The sequence below is a fragment of the Symplocastrum torsivum genome, assembly GCF_059505465.1.
The window spans coordinates 20,245-35,880 of sequence record NZ_JCACKQ010000031.1 but is presented as its reverse complement, the minus strand read 5'-3'; the positions used below and the strand labels follow the sequence as shown (position 1 = coordinate 35,880).

General features: G+C 45.8%; 18 protein-coding genes and 1 tRNA gene. 14 read left to right on the top strand and 5 right to left on the bottom strand.

Going from position 1 to position 15,636, the window contains the following annotated elements; translation table 11 throughout:
• Window positions 1-38: 38 nt before the first annotated feature.
• Window positions 39-1,316: an MFS transporter gene (locus tag AC5JL3_RS10450; RefSeq protein WP_496074425.1), complete on the bottom strand. Its 1,278-nt coding sequence runs from the start codon at window positions 1,314-1,316 to the stop codon at window positions 39-41.
• Between the two features lie 361 nt (window positions 1,317-1,677).
• Here AC5JL3_RS10450 and AC5JL3_RS10445 point away from each other — a divergent pair, with 361 nt between their 5' ends.
• On the top strand, window positions 1,678-3,912 hold the full coding sequence (locus AC5JL3_RS10445; protein WP_496074424.1) for an esterase-like activity of phytase family protein: 2,235 nt from the start codon (window positions 1,678-1,680) through the stop codon (window positions 3,910-3,912).
• Window positions 3,913-4,009: 97 nt separating this feature from the next.
• On the opposite strand, the gene AC5JL3_RS10440 is transcribed toward AC5JL3_RS10445, so the two are convergent.
• From AC5JL3_RS10440 to ndhC, 3 genes are read right to left on the bottom strand one after another with little or no spacing between them, the layout of a single operon-like run.
• Entirely contained in the window at window positions 4,010-4,582 is a 573-nt protein-coding gene (locus AC5JL3_RS10440) for an NAD(P)H-quinone oxidoreductase subunit J (protein ID WP_192220312.1), read from the bottom strand.
• Complete coding sequence (gene ndhK, locus AC5JL3_RS10435) at window positions 4,575-5,321, bottom strand: photosynthetic/respiratory NAD(P)H-quinone oxidoreductase subunit K (RefSeq protein ID WP_199348691.1); 747 nt, start codon at window positions 5,319-5,321, stop codon at window positions 4,575-4,577. Before ndhK ends, AC5JL3_RS10440 begins: the two co-directional genes overlap by 8 nt.
• The gene (gene ndhC, locus AC5JL3_RS10430; RefSeq protein WP_192220314.1) at window positions 5,318-5,680 is read right to left on the bottom strand and encodes a photosynthetic/respiratory NAD(P)H-quinone oxidoreductase subunit C; all 363 of its coding nucleotides are present in this window, start codon (window positions 5,678-5,680) and stop codon (window positions 5,318-5,320) included. Before ndhC ends, ndhK begins: the two co-directional genes overlap by 4 nt.
• A gap of 497 nt (window positions 5,681-6,177) precedes the next feature.
• Between ndhC and AC5JL3_RS10425 the strand changes: the two genes are divergently transcribed.
• The 6 genes from AC5JL3_RS10425 to AC5JL3_RS10400 all read left to right on the top strand — a co-directional run bounded on the left by AC5JL3_RS10425 (window position 6,178) and on the right by AC5JL3_RS10400 (window position 8,529).
• Complete coding sequence (locus AC5JL3_RS10425) at window positions 6,178-6,525, top strand: rubredoxin (protein WP_496074423.1); 348 nt, start codon at window positions 6,178-6,180, stop codon at window positions 6,523-6,525.
• Window positions 6,526-6,730: 205 nt separating this feature from the next.
• Window positions 6,731-7,735, top strand: coding sequence for a photosynthesis system II assembly factor Ycf48 (locus AC5JL3_RS10420; RefSeq protein WP_496074422.1), 1,005 nt, complete (start codon window positions 6,731-6,733; stop codon window positions 7,733-7,735).
• Window positions 7,736-7,822: 87 nt separating this feature from the next.
• Entirely contained in the window at window positions 7,823-8,068 is a 246-nt protein-coding gene (psbE, locus tag AC5JL3_RS10415; protein ID WP_496074421.1) for a cytochrome b559 subunit alpha, read from the top strand.
• A gap of 25 nt (window positions 8,069-8,093) precedes the next feature.
• On the top strand, window positions 8,094-8,228 hold the full coding sequence (psbF, locus tag AC5JL3_RS10410) for a cytochrome b559 subunit beta (RefSeq protein ID WP_192220318.1): 135 nt from the start codon (window positions 8,094-8,096) through the stop codon (window positions 8,226-8,228).
• An 11-nt stretch (window positions 8,229-8,239) separates the two neighbouring features.
• Entirely contained in the window at window positions 8,240-8,362 is a 123-nt protein-coding gene (gene psbL / locus AC5JL3_RS10405) for a photosystem II reaction center protein PsbL (protein ID WP_496074420.1), read from the top strand.
• Window positions 8,363-8,409: 47 nt separating this feature from the next.
• A complete protein-coding gene (locus AC5JL3_RS10400; RefSeq protein WP_496074419.1) occupies window positions 8,410-8,529 on the top strand; it encodes a photosystem II reaction center protein J in 120 nt (39 codons plus the stop codon).
• Between the two features lie 374 nt (window positions 8,530-8,903).
• On the opposite strand, the gene AC5JL3_RS10395 is transcribed toward AC5JL3_RS10400, so the two are convergent.
• A tRNA-Ser gene (locus AC5JL3_RS10395) sits at window positions 8,904-8,990 on the bottom strand.
• Between the two features lie 72 nt (window positions 8,991-9,062).
• Here AC5JL3_RS10395 and AC5JL3_RS10390 point away from each other — a divergent pair.
• From AC5JL3_RS10390 to AC5JL3_RS10360, 7 genes are all read left to right on the top strand, one after another.
• Window positions 9,063-9,431 carry a 2Fe-2S iron-sulfur cluster-binding protein gene (locus AC5JL3_RS10390; protein WP_496074418.1) on the top strand — a complete coding sequence of 123 codons (369 nt, stop codon included), beginning with the start codon at window positions 9,063-9,065 and terminating at the stop codon, window positions 9,429-9,431.
• A 160-nt stretch (window positions 9,432-9,591) separates the two neighbouring features.
• Window positions 9,592-10,224 (top strand): thermonuclease family protein, encoded by a 633-nt coding sequence (locus AC5JL3_RS10385; protein ID WP_496074417.1) that lies wholly within the window; start codon window positions 9,592-9,594, stop codon window positions 10,222-10,224.
• Between the two features lie 2 nt (window positions 10,225-10,226).
• Window positions 10,227-11,051, top strand: coding sequence for an inositol monophosphatase family protein (locus AC5JL3_RS10380; protein ID WP_192220323.1), 825 nt, complete (start codon window positions 10,227-10,229; stop codon window positions 11,049-11,051).
• Between the two features lie 201 nt (window positions 11,052-11,252).
• On the top strand, window positions 11,253-12,212 hold the full coding sequence (locus AC5JL3_RS10375) for a J domain-containing protein (protein ID WP_496074416.1): 960 nt from the start codon (window positions 11,253-11,255) through the stop codon (window positions 12,210-12,212).
• Window positions 12,212-13,447, top strand: a complete 1,236-nt coding sequence (locus tag AC5JL3_RS10370; protein WP_496074415.1) for an ATP phosphoribosyltransferase regulatory subunit — start codon at window positions 12,212-12,214, stop codon at window positions 13,445-13,447. Before AC5JL3_RS10375 ends, AC5JL3_RS10370 begins: the two co-directional genes overlap by 1 nt.
• A 297-nt stretch (window positions 13,448-13,744) precedes the next feature.
• Window positions 13,745-13,969 (top strand): ferredoxin family protein, encoded by a 225-nt coding sequence (locus AC5JL3_RS10365; RefSeq protein WP_192220326.1) that lies wholly within the window; start codon window positions 13,745-13,747, stop codon window positions 13,967-13,969.
• Between the two features lie 228 nt (window positions 13,970-14,197).
• A complete protein-coding gene (locus AC5JL3_RS10360) occupies window positions 14,198-15,619 on the top strand; it encodes a GUN4 domain-containing protein (RefSeq protein WP_496074414.1) in 1,422 nt (473 codons plus the stop codon).
• Window positions 15,620-15,636 lie beyond the last annotated feature (17 nt).

Below are 15,636 nucleotides of genomic sequence, written 5' to 3'. Positions count from 1 at the left end.
AAACCAAAAAGCTGATAGCGGTCAGCTATCAGCTAGAACTAGGAAGAAGCTTTATCAAGCAGACCAATCTCCACGTAGATGGGGCGAATCAAACGCCTTAATTGAGGCAACTGTTTGGTAAAAGCTAAAGAACCTAAAATACAGCAGAAACCACCAATCATTAAGGTGTCTGGAGCGCCAATTTTATCAGCTAATGCTCCAGAAGCTAAATTGCCAAAAGGTAAGATACCTAAGAACGACATCGTGTACAAGCTCATCAATCGTCCACGTTTATCGTCCTCCACAATGGTTTGTAAAATTGTATTACTAGAGGCAATTTGTAAAATCCCACCAAAGCCGACCAGGAACATCATGAATAGAGACAACCAGAGAATACGGGATTGAGAAAAAATCACTAGCCCTGTGCCAAAAATAGCAGGAGCAATGGCAATGATTTTGCCTAAACCAATTACAGTAGAGCGAGAACTTAGATAAACACCACCTACTAACGCTCCCACTCCCACAGCAGCCATTAAGAAACCGAGAGTTTCCGCACTACCTTGAAGGATATTTTTAGCAAAAATTGGAATTAAAATTGTATAGGGCATTCCCATAAAGCTGAATAAGGCAAGCAGTAGTAAGATTGCCCGAATCGGTGGGAAGCCAAAGGCATAGCTGAATCCTTCTATTAACCGTTGCCAGACATTAGTTGTTTGTGTGGCTATCTTTCTCGGCTTAAGCTTCATGGCTAACAAGCCTGCAACCACAGCAATATAGCTAAGTCCATCAATGAGAAAACAAACACCTGTCCCAACGCTGGCAATCAGCAACCCGGCAATCGCAGGACCCACTAAACGCGCACCGTTGAAGACAGAAGAATTAAGCGCGATCGCATTTCCTAAATTTTCTTTTCTTTCAATAATCTCCGGGACAAAAGCCTGACGAGCAGGTGAATCAACGGCAGTGATAAGACCTTGAAAGAGGCTCAGCAAGATAATGTGCCAAATCTGAATGACACCACTCAGCGCTAAAGCCGCTAACGCCAAAGACTGAATCATTGCCAGGATTTGGGTGGTAATTAAAATACGATGACGATTCCAACGGTCAACTATAATCCCGCCAAAGGGAGAAATTAAAAAGCTAGGAATTTGACTGGAAAATCCCACAATTCCCAGCCACAAAGCTGAATTCGTCAGATCATAAACCAACCAAACCGTAGCGATTTGTGTCATCCAGGTGCCAACTAAGGAGATGGCTTGTCCGGCGAAAAAGAGACGATAATTTCTCGATTCCAAAGCCCGCAGGATAGGCTTCAACTTTGATACCCCAAAATTCATTGTTCGAGCATTCCATAGTCCAAGTTATTGTCTCTTTGAGTTAGTTTTTGCAAGGCTAAGCATTTGATAAGCAGCCATTCATTTCGTATGCGTAATATTTAGTTAAAAGATTCCCTTGCCAAAGTAGTCCGCTGAGGGTTGTTTAGAATGCGTACTATCCATGTAACAAAACTTAAACACCGCTAGCATCATCCATTTGGGTGAGGTGGGTTTTAGCCGTTTCAGTAAGCCGGATTTTAATTGCTTAGCGTGCGTATTATTACGGTAACATAGTTTCTTGTAATAAATCAGATTTACTGCTTATTAATGTGCCATTAACCTGTTCATAAACCAAGTAGGAAGCCTAGCGTTTTATACTCCAATGCGATCGCAATTGATGAATCTAGCAAGCTACTTTAGGCGTAAATATCGGTTTATGGCGCGTTTTTCCCTCCCCTTCCTGATTTCCTCTTCTATATTTTTCGCTACCTGCTTATTGGGTAATGCAACAGCCAATAGCGCCCCCATCCGCAGTTTTGCCCCAGTGAATCGTTATGTTGTTGGTGGTGCAGTTGCGGAAATTATCTCAGCAAGTCCAGACGGCAACACCCTTGCCTTTACCAATGCAGGCGATCAGAAAATTGGCTTTGTGGACATCACAGATCTAAAAAATCCTCAGCCATTAGGAACGGTGGATGTTGCCGAACTGGGAGAACCCACATCTGTGGCGATTACGCCGGATGGACGCTATGCTGTGGCGGCGGTACTGAATCTGATTGATGAAAAGACACAAAGCATTACTGACCAGAAGCCGGGAACGTTAGTATTTATTGATCTAAAAACGCGAACCATTGCAGGTCAACTGCTGCTACCAGGAATTGGGCCTGATAGTGTGGCGATTACACCGGATGGGAAGAAGGTAATTGTCGCGATTGAAGATGAGGAAGATGTCGAAAATCTACCAGGTCAGCGTCCAGGTGCGATTAATGTCGTTACTATCAACTACAGCAATCCTAGCCAATCAAAGGTTACTAATGTACCTTTAAATCTCAACGGTGTAGCTGGAGTGAATTATGTTGAGGATGTCCAGCCAGAGTATGTGGCGATTAGTCGGGATGGCAAAACGGCTGCTGTCACCTTGCAGGAGAATAATGCGATCGCAATTTTAGATATCCCCTCAGAAAAAGTCACACGCATTTTCTCAGCAGGTACCTCAAAGCATGAAAAAGCTGACCTAGAAGCGAATGGTGATATCCGCTTAAATCAAGCGTTTGAAGGACGACGAGAACCTGACTCAATTGCCTTTACAGCCGATGGTAATTATTTAGTCATTGCTAATGAAGGCGATACAGACCAAGAAAGCTTTGGAGATGGCATTTATTCCGGAGGACGTGGTTGGTCAATCTTGGACTTAGAAGGAAACGTTATCTACGACAGTGGCAGCAGCATCGAAGAACTCGCCGTCAGGATGGGACAATATCCCGACAACCGTTCCGATAAACGTGGTATTGAAGTCGAAGGTGCAACTGTTGCCAAATTCGGTGAGCAAGAATTTGCCTTTGTTGCTTCGGAACGGGGTAGTTTTGTGGTTGCCTACGACATCAGCGATGTCAAAAATCCCAAATTTGTGGGTTTCATGCCTACAGGTATGTCGCCAGAAGGTGTACTGGCAATTCCGAAGCGGAACTTATTGCTAACAGCCAATGAAGGCGACGGCACGATTGATATTTTCCAAGCAGAAACCACTGTTGCTAACCCCTACACTGAGCAACAGCCACTAGTAATGAGCGAAAGCCAAGAGACACCTTTTAGTGCCCTCAGTGGTTTGCAGCCAGTCCCAGGTTCCCGCCAGCTTTATGCTGTACCGGATAGTGCGATCACTCCATCTCGAATTTTCACCTTTAATCTTGATGGTAGTAAGGCATTCGTCAGCCGCGCCATGATGATTACCAAGGATGGCAAACCAATGTCGTATGACTTAGAGGGCATTACTTTAAATCCTGCTGGTGGCTTTTGGCTGGTGAGTGAAGGCGACGATAGGGAAGGACAACAAAAACCTAACCTATTGCTCAAAGTTAGCGATCGAGGCACAGTTGAAGAGGAAATTCCCTTACCCCAAGAGGCAGCAGCAATTGTCACTCGCTTTGGCTTTGAAGGCGTAACGACCAATGCTGATGGCAGCAAAGTTTATGTAGCTGTGCAGCGAGAAATGAAAGATGACCCGAAAAATCAAGTTCGCATTGGGGAATATGATATCGCAAGTAAAACCTGGAATTTTTACTTCTATCCTCTAGATACTGATAACGTCGATGGCTGGGTAGGTTTGAGTGAAATAGTCCGCGATACGGATGGCAGCTTTTTGGTTGTCGAACGGGATAATCAAGGAGGGGCAAATGGGGCAGCAAATGCACGAGTCAAGCGAGTCTATCGCTTCTCCTTAAATGGAGTTCAACCTGGAGGGACGTTGCAAAAAACTCGCGTCATTGATTTATTCGCTGACCACAATTGGCTAGAAGAGAAAGTCGAAGGCATGGCAGCGACTGAAACGGGTTATTGGATTGTCAGTGATAATGATGGCGGCCAGATGTACACTCGACTCTTGTTTGTGCCGCGTTGAGTCTCAATAAGTGCAACCTCAAAAAATAAGCACCCACTTCTAAAACTGAAGTGAGTGCTTTCACCCAAAAAATTGTAATTAAGGCAAACTGCCTCAACTAATAAGCATCTTGCAACTCATAGAAGTCAGGCGAGATGTAATCCTTCCGCAACGGCCAACCTACCCAATCTTCTGGCATCAAAATCCGCTTCAGGTTCGGGTGTCCTTCATAGATAATCCCGAACATATCGTAGGACTCCCGCTCTTGCCAGTCGGCGGATTTCCAAATCCAGTACACTGAGGGTACTTTCGGATTTTCTCTAGGTAGGAAAACTTTGACGCGCACTTCCTCAGGCTTGTCAGCATTGTCACTTAATTTAATTAAGTGGTAGAAGCTAACTAAATTGTCTCCTGCCCCCACATCGTAACCGCCTTGGCACTGGAGGTAGTTGAAACCATAAGCGTATAGTGCTGTTGCGATCGGGATGAGAAATTCAGGTTCTACCTTAATAATCTCTACACCCAAATGGTCACGCTCTAGAGCTGTATGCTCAAAGTCGTTCTCCGTCAACCACTGGGAAACCTGACCAACTTCTACAATCTCAGATTCGCCACTAGTAGTCGGTGATAATTCACCTGCCCCTTGATCTTTTCCTTTAGTAGCTTCTTGTTTAGAATCTTCTTCAGCCACGATCAACCTCCTCTTTGACTGTAGACTTGAGCGCTGGTGGAACTGGCATACCCATCGCTTCACTGAGTTCCTTGGGAGGAGTATAGCGAGTCTCAGATCGTAGATATTTCCCAGTCAATATTTCCGGTGCAAGCTCCATCTTGTGGGTCGTGCTGTAGTACCGATGGGTTTGATTGAGCTTTGCTCGTTCCTGCATGGACTCATCCGCGACTTTCTTTCGCAGCTTGATGATCGCATCAATAATCGCTTCTGGACGAGGAGGACAGCCAGGGATATAAACATCGACAGGAATCAATTTATCCACACCGCGCACCGATGTTGGAGAGTCAACGCTGAACATCCCACCTGTGATTGTACAGGCACCCATTGCAATCACGTATTTTGGCTCTGGCATCTGTTCGTAGAGACGCACCAGTGCGGGTGCCATTTTCATTGTGATTGTGCCAGCCGTGATGATTAAGTCGGCTTGCCGAGGGCTGGAACGAGGAACCAAACCAAAACGGTCAAAGTCAAACCGGGAACCAATTAATGCTGCAAATTCAATGAAGCAGCAGGCTGTACCGTACAGCATTGGCCACAGGCTGGAAAGCCGCGCCCAGTTGTAAAGGTCATCGACTGTCGTGAGAATCACGTTCTCTGAGAGGTCTTGCGTGATTGATGGACGCTCGATGGGGTTGAGAATTCGCTCTTTGTGCTGCTCAGCCAAGGCTTTACTATCAGTTGTAATGTTTTGGTTCATGACCATTCAAGGGCTCCTTTGCGCCATGCGTAAACAAGAGCAACAACTAGAATTGCTATAAAAATAAGGGCTTCAACAAAAGCCAGTAGTCCAAGGCGATTGAAGGCGACTGCCCAGGGATACAGGAATACAGTTTCAACATCAAAAATGACAAACACAAGCGCAAACATGTAGTAGCGGATGTTGAACTGAATCCAGGCTCCCCCTATAGGTTCCATACCAGATTCGTATGTAGTGCGTCGCTCTGGAGAGCGTGTGCTAGGTCGCAGAAGCTTAGACGCAGACAATGCCAAGAAAGGGACTGAACTGCAAGCCAGAAAGAAGCCTAAGAGATACTCGTAGCCGCTAAGAACAAACACAATAGGTAACTGCCCTAGAAATTTGCGTTATTACTTCTTCAACATTCTTAATTATAAGGGGTTGGCTGTTTTATCCGAATTAGAGAATCTGAGCGGGAGCATTGTGAAAAGTAATCGTACTAATTGGTCAGATTTTAGGGTAGTTTGCCTGAATTCTCCCAAAAGAGCAAATTACTCCTTTATTGTTGACTGATTCCTGTGAGCAATCTCCTGCTGCCCCCACTATGGTATTGGGAGCAATCGGCAGACAGTGTACGCTAAAGCGATCGCAATTACTAATAATAAACATACAAGCCCTCTGCATAAGAGCCTTTTGCTATACCTGTTGCTAGAGGGTGATTAATTTTACACCAAGTTGTACTCAGTAGCCTTTACCTCTATCTCTTGGGAGGTGGCGATAGAGATGCTTATCTTACCAGAGTATTAAAGTGGTTCAGGTATGCGATAATTTTTAACATAGATTTTAAGATTTGCTTCCTAATTGTTTTTTGTAAGTAATGAGCGAGCAAGCCAAAGAGCAAACCCTTGCTGAACAAGCACCAGCTCAATACGAATGTCGCGCTTGCGGCTACGTCTACGAGCCAAGTAAGGGAGATAGTACTAGGGATATTCCGGCTGGAACGCCTTTTGAAGAGTTGCCAAGCGACTGGCGTTGTCCGGTTTGCGGGGTTCGGACTTCTCAATTTGAGAATGTCGGTTCAATTGGTACCCCTTCTGGGTTTCAGGAAAACTTGAGTTATGGCTTTGGTGTTAACCGTCTGACCCCAGGGCAAAAAAATATCCTGATTTTCGGGGCTTTAGCCTTAGGCGTTATATTCTTTCTGAGTCTGTACGGCTTGCGCTGAGCGAGAACGTAGTGGGGGTTTTTAACAAGCCAGAAATTGGTTCGTCTTGCTAAGGGTGTGTTCTTTAGCAAACGGTTTATGCCCCGCTCAGACTCGCCGAAATCCCCGCTCTCAAACTCCTTTCTGGGCGCAAATTTCAGGAAATCTGAGAAAGCGCTGCCATTTTATAAGGATAGACAATTCGCTTTTACCAGTTCTGGATGATATGACCTATTTTGTGAGAACGCTGAAACAAATTGTAATAGTAGTGGCGATCGCCTTCTTTTGTATCAGCTGTAGTTATACCGAATCTCTGAGCTATAACCCTTGGCAGGTTGTTCCCTTGCCAACGGAGGCTACCCTACAAGATGTTGGTTTTACAGGCGACCCAAATCATGGATGGGCAGTCGGTAGTAATTCCACAATTTTAGAAACAATAGATGGCGGTAAGACCTGGCAAGAGAAAGGATTGGCACTTGGTGAGCAGAATTACCGCTTTACCTCGGTAAGCTTTAGTGGAGAAGAAGGCTGGATTACAGGCGAACCTTCTATCTTACTGCACACTACTGATGCTGGGGCTTCTTGGTCTCGCATTCCCTTAAGTGAGAAGTTACCCGGTATACCGGATAAGATTGTCGCTCTTGGCCCTAAATCGGCAGAAATGAGTACCGACATTGGTGCCATTTATCAGACCAAAGATTCGGGTCAGACTTGGCAAGCGATGGTGGAAGAAGCGGTTGGTGTTGTCCGGAATATGTCACGTTCTGACGATGGTAAGTACGTTGCCGTTTCCGCTAGAGGTAACTTCTACTCAACCTGGGAACCCGGTCAGAGTGCTTGGGAGCAGCACAATCGCAAAAATTCTAAGCGCCTTCAGAGTATAGGATATGGGAAAGATGGACGGCTTTGGGTACTCTCCAGAGGTGGTCACTTGCAGTTTAGCAGCCCTGAAGACCCCGAAGCCTGGGACGACCCTCAAACTCCAGAGTTTTCAACAAGTTGGGGGTTACTGGATTTAGCCTATCGAACACCTGAAGAAATTTGGGTAACAGGTGGTAGTGGTAATCTCTTAGTAAGCTTGGATGGTGGTAAAACTTGGCAAAAAGACCGTGGGATTGAGAATGTTCCCTCAAACTTGTACAAGATTGTCTTTGTAAGCCCAGAACAGGGATTCATCATTGGTCAGAAGGGTGTTTTACTAAAGTATGAGCCGTCAGAACAAGCGGCTTGATCTACAAGAAATTGCTTGAATCAATACAAGCAGATTTCGTATGATAGTGAGTGAGTTTTCAACTGTTAAAAGGAAGGAGAAACAGCTATGTCGGGTACCACTGGAGAGCGTCCATTTGGAGACATTGTTACAAGTGTTCGTTACTGGGTAATTCACAGCATTACAATTCCTGCATTGTTCATCGCAGGCTGGTTATTTGTCAGCACAGGTCTTGCCTATGATGCGTTTGGCACACCGCGCCCTGATGAGTATTTCACCCAAGATCGGCAAGAAGTGCCAATCGTGAGCGATCGCTATAATGCTAAACAGCAAGTCGAACAATTTATCAAGTAAGTTTTTGTAAAACAGGTTGAAAACTATGACGAGCAATACACCAAATCAGCCAGTTTCCTATCCAATTTTTACGGTTAGATGGTTGGCGGTTCACACCTTAGCTGTGCCCACAGTCTTCTTCTTAGGTGCGATCGCTTCAATGCAGTTTATTCAACGCTAGGAGAAACGATTATGCCAGATCGCAGTCCCAATCCAAACAACCAACCAGTTGAACTCAATCGGACTTCGCTTTACTTAGGTCTATTACTGATTTTTGTTCTTGGTATTTTGTTCTCCAGTTATTTCTTTAATTAACTGGGTTTGAGTCTAATCATTGTTGTTTTGAAGTAGGAGATAAAGCTATGTCTGGAAGTGGAAAAATCCCCTTGTGGATCGTTGCAACTGTCGCAGGAATGGCTGTCCTCACAATTCTTGGTATTTTCTTCTACGGCGCTTACGCAGGACTGGGTTCCTCTCTGTAAGGCTGACCTAGAATCGACGTTAACAAGCAATTGATTTGATGCTTGGCGTGAAACCTAAATACTGAAAAAGTATCTACCGCTGGTTTGATCAAACTGGCGGTATTTTAATAAGTATGTGGGTTTGGGGAAAATAGCAGTTAGCGTTGAAGAAGGTAGGAGGTAGCTCTCCGGATACTAAACCACTGCTCGACTTGATTGATCCAAGAGCAGTGAACGGGGGATAAAGGATAAATTTCCGTGGAATAACTGAGGGGAGGAGCACTCAGGTACGGTTACCCTGTAGTGTCGCGATGTATGTCAAAAAGTTACACCTGTCCCATCGAAGCTCTCTGTTTGTAATAGACTCAAAGCTTTGTGTATTATTTGGTTTGGTACGGAGAGAGAGGGATTCGAACCCTCGTTAACGTTACCGCTAAACAGCATTTCCAGTGCTGCGCCTTCAACCACTCGGCCATCTCTCCAGGGGAGATTAGAAATGTGTGACTATGAGTTTTATAAACTCAGCACACGATCTAAGATTATACACTGAAGTAATGAAAAAAACCTATACGATTCAAATTTGCGATCGCCAAAACGGCACTCAGCAAACTCTACAAGTACCATCTGACCGCTACATCCTGCAAGCGGTGGAAAACCAAGGAGGGAAACTACCGTTTGCTTGCCGTAATGGGGCGTGTACTACTTGTGCTGTTCGAGTTCGTCGTGGGGAAGTCTACCAGCCAGAAGCTATGGGGCTTTCTCAAAAGTTGCGCGATAAGGGCTATGCTCTGTTGTGTGTCAGCTATCCCTGCTCTGACTTGGAAGTTGAGACACAGGATGAAGATGAAGTCTACGAACTTCAGTTTGGTCGTTACTTTGCAAGGGGAAAAGTGCGATTTGGACTGCCACTGGATGAGGATTAGGGATTGGGAATTGGGGATTGGGAATTGGAGACTGGGGCTGGAGACTGGGATTTGGGAAAAATTTCCAGCTACTTTACTTCCAGGTTGCTCAAGCTTCAGTTCCCTATTCCGAGTTTCAGGAAGCGGCTTAGTGCAACAAGGCAGAAGGCAGGAGGCTCTTATGCAAAAGCAATATTGCTTGTACAGTAAGCCTTTTAGCTTTTGTCAACTGGATAGTTATTTCCGCCGTGCTGCACTTAGTCGTCTTCGGCAATGCTGTATTTTTTTTAGCTGTCTGCTATTACTAGTGGGTTGCCAATCTAAACCAGCCAAGAATGGAATTACTGTTCAGGTGCAGCGGGTGGTTAGTGGACAAACAATAGAGGTGTTGAACACTAACCAACAACCGCCAGGAATTGAGCGAGTACGGTTGATTGGTATTGAAGCACCTGACTTAAAGCAGCAGCCTTGGGGTTTGATGGCACAAAACCGCTTGGAGAAGATGATTAGCGTAGCAACGAGTCAACAACTCGTCTTACAGCCAGTTTTCCTAGAACCTGACAAACAGGAAAAAGATAGTTTTGGTCGGTGGCTCGCCTATGTTTGGTACGATGGCAAATTGCTTAATGAGCAATTAGTAAAAGATGGGTATGTTCTTTCTGCACCGCGATCGCCAAATGACAAGTATGATGAGCGCATTGCCAGAGCGCAGGAATACGCCAGAATCATGGGATATGGCATTTGGAACCCACTTAAACCGATGCGCTTGACCCCAGCAGAATTTCGTCGTTTGCCCCTCAACCCAACGCCTTAACGATGAGCGAACCTACGTCTGAACAATTACACATCTTCCTAGACATTGCCACCGAAGCCGCCCTAGCCGCTGGTGCTATCTTGCAATCCTATTGGGGTCACTTGGAAGCTGTAGAAGAAAAAGGGCGTCCTGGGGACTTAGTCACCGTTGCTGATAAAGAGGCGGAAGCGGCAATCCTCAAGGTACTAAAGCGTCATTTTCCCGAACATTCCATCCTGGCAGAAGAATCGGGTCAACAAGGAGATAAGGAGAGCGATTACCTCTGGGCGATAGATCCTTTGGATGGCACGACCAATTATGCCCACCAGTACCCGATTGCTGCTACCTCCATCGGTTTACTGATTTCCGGCAAGCCGCAGGTGGGAGCAATTTACAATCCCTTCCGTGATGAATTATTTCGTGCTGCCAAAGGCTTAGGCGCAACTCGCAATCGACGTCCAATCCAAGTATCTCAGACTCCTGAACTCAGTAAGAGCTTGCTTGTTAGTGGCTTTGCTTACGACCGACGTGAGACTTCTGACAATAACTATGCCGAGTTTTGCCACCTCACTCACCTAACTCAGGGCGTTCGCCGTAGTGGTTCCGCCTCGCTGGATTTGTCTGATGTTGCTTGTGGACGACTAGATGGCTATTGGGAGCGAGGGCTTTCTCCTTGGGATGTCGTGGCTGGAATTATTCTAGTCGAGGAAGCTGGGGGGAAAGTAACCGCTTACGACGGTAGTCCATTGTTAATTGATTCGGGTCGAATCTTAGCAACGAATGGTCAGATTCACGACCAACTAAGTACTGAACTTTTACAAGTTCCTCCACTATCCTCTTGGCAGTAATTCTAAGAGTTAGCATCCCAAATGGCTATCGATTCAACAAACCCTCTTGTTAAAAGTCACTCAACCATTCTTCAGGCGAAAGCCAACTTCCTAGTAAACTCTTAATGTAGATCAAGCTAAGGTCAAGGCTTTGTCGATTCCACCGAAATCTAAGACATACTAGAAACAATCCCTTGCGGCACAGAGTTTGGACGGCGCACTATGTCTTTTACAATTGATCGCGGACTATTTAAGTTAGATTTCACAGACCACCACGCAGTTCTAGGGATTCCAGTCAACGCGGATGAAAAGGAAGTTCGGAAACGATATCTTAAGATTGCCCGCAGACTGCATCCTGATAGCTGCAAAGCCGGAACCGAAGCGGAGAAAAAACTAGCAAATCAGCTGCTATCGAAACTTGTTAATCCAGCTTATGAACAACTGTCTCAAACCAGTCGTGACTACATTGTAAGCCTGGGACACATGGGTAGACGGTTGGCTGTAGAAAAAGAAAAAGGGAAAATTCCAGTAGCTAGCGAGGCTGCAAAACAATTAGCTCGCGCTGGTGCAAGTTTAGACTTTGCTTACAAAAGCGCGGTACAAAACATTGCTTCCAAGCAATATGAATCTCTTGACCAAGTGTCAGATAAAATTGCTGAAATCAGCGAACTCAATTTAGTTTACCTAATGCTTAAAGGGAGCAAGGGCGAAAGCATCAAACAAGAAGGGAAAGCCGGAACAACTAATCCTGAGCCAGCTAGGTCGAAGCCTCCTAGCCCCCCACCCAAGCCAGAGCCTCAGCTCGACTCTACGGCATCGAGAGTTCCTGAGTATATCCGTCGTGCAGAAGGGTATATGGTGAAAAATAACTTTGCCTCCGCTGTGTTGGAGTTGCGTGAAGCGCTTAAGTTAGATCAAACCAACAGCAACGGTCATAGCTTACTGGGAATTGCTTATTTGAAGCAAAATCAGATGGCAATGGCTAAAGTTCACCTGAATAAAGCCTTGCAATTGAATCCTAGGGATGAGAGAGCAATTAAGGCAAAACAGTATCTTGAGAAGTTGATAGAGAAAAATGGTTCTACAAAGCCAGCAAACTCTTCAAAACAACCTCAGAGCAAGCCGCCTGAAAACCCCTCTACAAGCAAGGGTTTATTTCGTAATCCGTTCAAGAAGAATTAATGGTTCATCAACCACCAGCGGGTGCAAGAGATTTGCTGCCTCTCGAAGTTACCCAAAAACGCTGGATTGCCGATCACTTGCAGCAAGTATTTCACCGCTGGGGCTATCACCGGATTATCACATCAACTCTAGAGTGGTTGGATACACTGATGGCAGGGGGTGCGATCGCACGTTCAACGGTTATCCAGTTGCAGGATGCTGAGGAAGGAACGCTGGGATTGCGTCCGGAACTAACAGCTTCGATCGCACGAGCATTTGCAACCCGAATCGCAGGCAGTACGAGTGAAGCAACGTTAGCCTTGCCGCAACGCCTCTATTACAATGCCAATGTCTTTCGCCGCCCTCCTGTTGGTCACCACGGACGTCAGTTGGAGTTCTACCAGTCGGGTGTGGAACTGCTAGGGGCTGGAGGTGTATTGGCAGATGCAGAAATTCTCCTATTATTAGCAGACTGCTTGAATCAGCTTGGTTTACAGCAGTGGCACTTGGTTTTAGGGGAAGCGGGTTTGACGCGATCGCTTCTTTCTCCCTTCCCACCCCCAGTGCGAGACAAAGTGCGTAAAGCGATCGCTGATCTCGACCGCGTTGCTTTAGAGACTTTGCCCTTATCCTCAGAATTACGCGATCGCGCCTTGTTCCTGTTTGACCTTCGGGGACAACCTGCTGATGTCTTACAAAAGGTTGCCAGTCTGGATTTAGATGCATCAGAGCAGGAAATTGTCAACAACCTCAAATCCCTGCTGGAACTGTTGCAAGAAAGCTCTCCCTCACCACTTGAGCCAATTCTTGACCTCAGCTTAGTTCAAACGTTGGACTATTACACGGGGATCGTCTTTCAAGTTGTCAGTGATACCGAGGCAAATCAACGCCTATTAGGCAGTGGTGGTCGTTATGACCAACTGCTGGGGTTGTATCATCCTCAGGGACAAACTTACCCAGGTATCGGTTTTTGCCTAAATATTGAAGACTTGCACTACGTTTTGCTCTCAACCCCTCAACTACCCCGTCAGATCCCAACAAGTGACTGGTTAGTCGTCCCAGAGATACCTCAAGCAGAAGCAGTGGCTTTTGCTTATGCCCAAAAACTTAGAGATTCAAAGCATTTGGTACGGGTAGAAATGGATTTGGGAGGACGTTCACCCAGCGATATCCGCGAGTATGCCCGACATCACCGCATTACTTACATTGCCTGGGTTAAAGCTGATGGCACACCAGTAATCGAAACTCTCGCCTAGGCTTTTGTGGCAAACGTTTCTTACCAGTTGCCTTCATCACGGGAGACAGGGGAAGAGTTTTTAGTGGTGGGTTATTTGTGCCGAGTTGGTCTAGGCACAGGAACTGGAGGAAGTCTTTGATGTTGGTAGTCTAGAGATAGCTGATTGCAAGAGGGCAGAAGGCAAGAGGCAGAAGGCAGAAGGAAAGAAAACTTTTAAGGTAAGCTTTTTAACCTTTTTCAACTGCATAGTTATTTCCGCCATGCTGCACTGAGTGATTCAGCTAGTGTTGCCAAATCCGATTTAAGAGAGAAGACTGTGCCACATACGATTGTTACGAATACTTGTGAAGGTGTCGCCGATTGCGTCGATGCTTGCCCCGTGGCTTGTATCCACGAAGGCCCCGGTAAAAATACAAAAGGTACTGACTGGTACTGGATTGACTTTGCCACTTGTATCGACTGTGGGATTTGCCTGCAAGTCTGCCCAGTAGAAGGAGCAATTGTCCCGGAAGAACGACCTGATTTGCAGCAGACTCCATAGTAAAGTCACGCTCAACGCATCAAACTAGAAGGAGGAAAAAGGGAAAAGGATAAAGGAATCTTTCTTGACGCAAGCCCCTTGCCCTTTCACCTTTCTCCTGACTTCATGTAGAAGTCTAATGTATTGGATACAAAATGCGATCGCTAGAAGTGGGCAGAGTATCAATCTCAGCAACATTAGCCAGCAGGAGAGTGCAAAATAAAGACAACGCCTGCCTCTTCCTGTAGTATGAGCCACTGCCTCAATCCTGATTGCTCTAAGCCACTGAATCCAGATGACGCAAAGTTTTGCCTAGCCTGTGGCACAAAATTATTACTGAAAGACCGCTACCGTGCCCTAAAGCCACTGGGTCGAGGCGGATATAGTAGAACCTTTGAAGCCGTAGATCAACACCGTCTCAACCATCCTTGTGTTATTAAACTCTTTCTGCTTCCACCAGAGCAAGACCAGAAAGCAACAGAGTTGTTTAATCAAGAAGCCGTGCGACTGTATGAATTGGGCAAACATGACCAAATTCCTGAACTCTACGCCCATTTTGAACAAGATAGTCGCTTGTATTTGGTGCAAGAGTTCATTGATGGGCAGACTTTACTGGATGAATTAGAAGATAGAGGTGAAGCGGGAAGTTCACCCTATCAAGGAGAACAAATTCGGGGGATTCTAGCGGATTTACTGTCAGTTCTGCAATTTATTCATGACAAGGGCGTTATTCACCGAGATATCAAACCAGCGAATATTATGCGTCGTCATAGTGACGGCAAATTAATCTTGATTGATTTTGGTGTGGCTAAACTGGCAACGGGAACATGCTTGGTTGCTCAAGGAACGCTAATAGGCACATTGGGATATGCCCCCACTGAGCAACTCCAGTCTGGTAAAGCCTACTGCGCTAGTGACTTGTATGCTTTGGGGGCAACTATTGCTCATTTACTAACTGGAATGCCGCCTTTTAACCTCTTCAATCCTCTAGAAGGCTGCTTGGCTTGGCGAGAACATTTGCCATTGGGGGCAAAGGTTGACCCTCAATTAGGAGAAATTTTGGACAAACTCCTCAAAAATTTAGTCAAAGAGCGCTATCAATCCGCTTTGGAAGTATTAGAAGATCTAAATTCAGCTCCCATTGATCATTCTCCTCCCCAGGCGCTTGATGTTCCTCTGGAATCAGAACGAGGCATTGATTACACAAAACTACGAGATTTACTCGCGGCGGGGAAGTGGAAAGAAGCCGATGAGGAAACACGTCAAAAGATGCTGGAAGTCATGGCACAACAGGAGCGAGGTTATCTGGATAACGAAGATATCGAAAAGTTTCCCTGCAAAGATTTCCAGACGATCAATGAGCTGTGGAGATATTTTAGCCGCGATCGCTTTGGCTTCAGTGTGCAAAAGCGCATCTGGATGGATCAAGGTGGCAAGCCTGGGGTTTATGATTCCAATGTCTATGAAAAGTTTGGCGACAAGGTTGGTTGGCGAGTGAATGATAACTGGAAGTTATATTCCCAACTCAATTTCTCTTTAAATGACCCTCCTGGACATCTTCCGTTAGGACTTAGTATTGGCTGGGGTACTGGCGCTATCGAGTTGATAGGAGTGGAAGGTGCTGTCGAGGTTGATCGGCTCTTGTCGCTTGTGGAAGCTTGTCAACTTTAAGAAAAGCGATCGCTTTT

What these genes read in the sequence shown, in the direction of transcription:
- AC5JL3_RS10450 (WP_496074425.1), bottom strand. Translation starts at nt 1,316, where the DNA reads ATGAATTTTGGGGTATCAAAGTTGAAGCCTATCCTGCGGGCTTTGGAA.
- AC5JL3_RS10445 (WP_496074424.1), top strand. Translation starts at nt 1,678, where the DNA reads ATGCGATCGCAATTGATGAATCTAGCAAGCTACTTTAGGCGTAAATAT.
- ndhK (WP_199348691.1), bottom strand. Translation starts at nt 5,321, where the DNA reads ATGAACCAAAACATTACAACTGATAGTAAAGCCTTGGCTGAGCAGCAC.
- AC5JL3_RS10425 (WP_496074423.1), top strand. Translation starts at nt 6,178, where the DNA reads ATGAGCGAGCAAGCCAAAGAGCAAACCCTTGCTGAACAAGCACCAGCT.
- AC5JL3_RS10420 (WP_496074422.1), top strand. Translation starts at nt 6,731, where the DNA reads ATGACCTATTTTGTGAGAACGCTGAAACAAATTGTAATAGTAGTGGCG.
- psbE (WP_496074421.1), top strand. Translation starts at nt 7,823, where the DNA reads ATGTCGGGTACCACTGGAGAGCGTCCATTTGGAGACATTGTTACAAGT.
- psbF (WP_192220318.1), top strand. Translation starts at nt 8,094, where the DNA reads ATGACGAGCAATACACCAAATCAGCCAGTTTCCTATCCAATTTTTACG.
- psbL (WP_496074420.1), top strand. Translation starts at nt 8,240, where the DNA reads ATGCCAGATCGCAGTCCCAATCCAAACAACCAACCAGTTGAACTCAAT.
- AC5JL3_RS10400 (WP_496074419.1), top strand. Translation starts at nt 8,410, where the DNA reads ATGTCTGGAAGTGGAAAAATCCCCTTGTGGATCGTTGCAACTGTCGCA.
- AC5JL3_RS10390 (WP_496074418.1), top strand. Translation starts at nt 9,063, where the DNA reads ATGAAAAAAACCTATACGATTCAAATTTGCGATCGCCAAAACGGCACT.
- AC5JL3_RS10385 (WP_496074417.1), top strand. Translation starts at nt 9,592, where the DNA reads ATGCAAAAGCAATATTGCTTGTACAGTAAGCCTTTTAGCTTTTGTCAA.
- AC5JL3_RS10380 (WP_192220323.1), top strand. Translation starts at nt 10,227, where the DNA reads ATGAGCGAACCTACGTCTGAACAATTACACATCTTCCTAGACATTGCC.
- AC5JL3_RS10375 (WP_496074416.1), top strand. Translation starts at nt 11,253, where the DNA reads ATGTCTTTTACAATTGATCGCGGACTATTTAAGTTAGATTTCACAGAC.
- AC5JL3_RS10370 (WP_496074415.1), top strand. Translation starts at nt 12,212, where the DNA reads ATGGTTCATCAACCACCAGCGGGTGCAAGAGATTTGCTGCCTCTCGAA.
- AC5JL3_RS10360 (WP_496074414.1), top strand. Translation starts at nt 14,198, where the DNA reads ATGAGCCACTGCCTCAATCCTGATTGCTCTAAGCCACTGAATCCAGAT.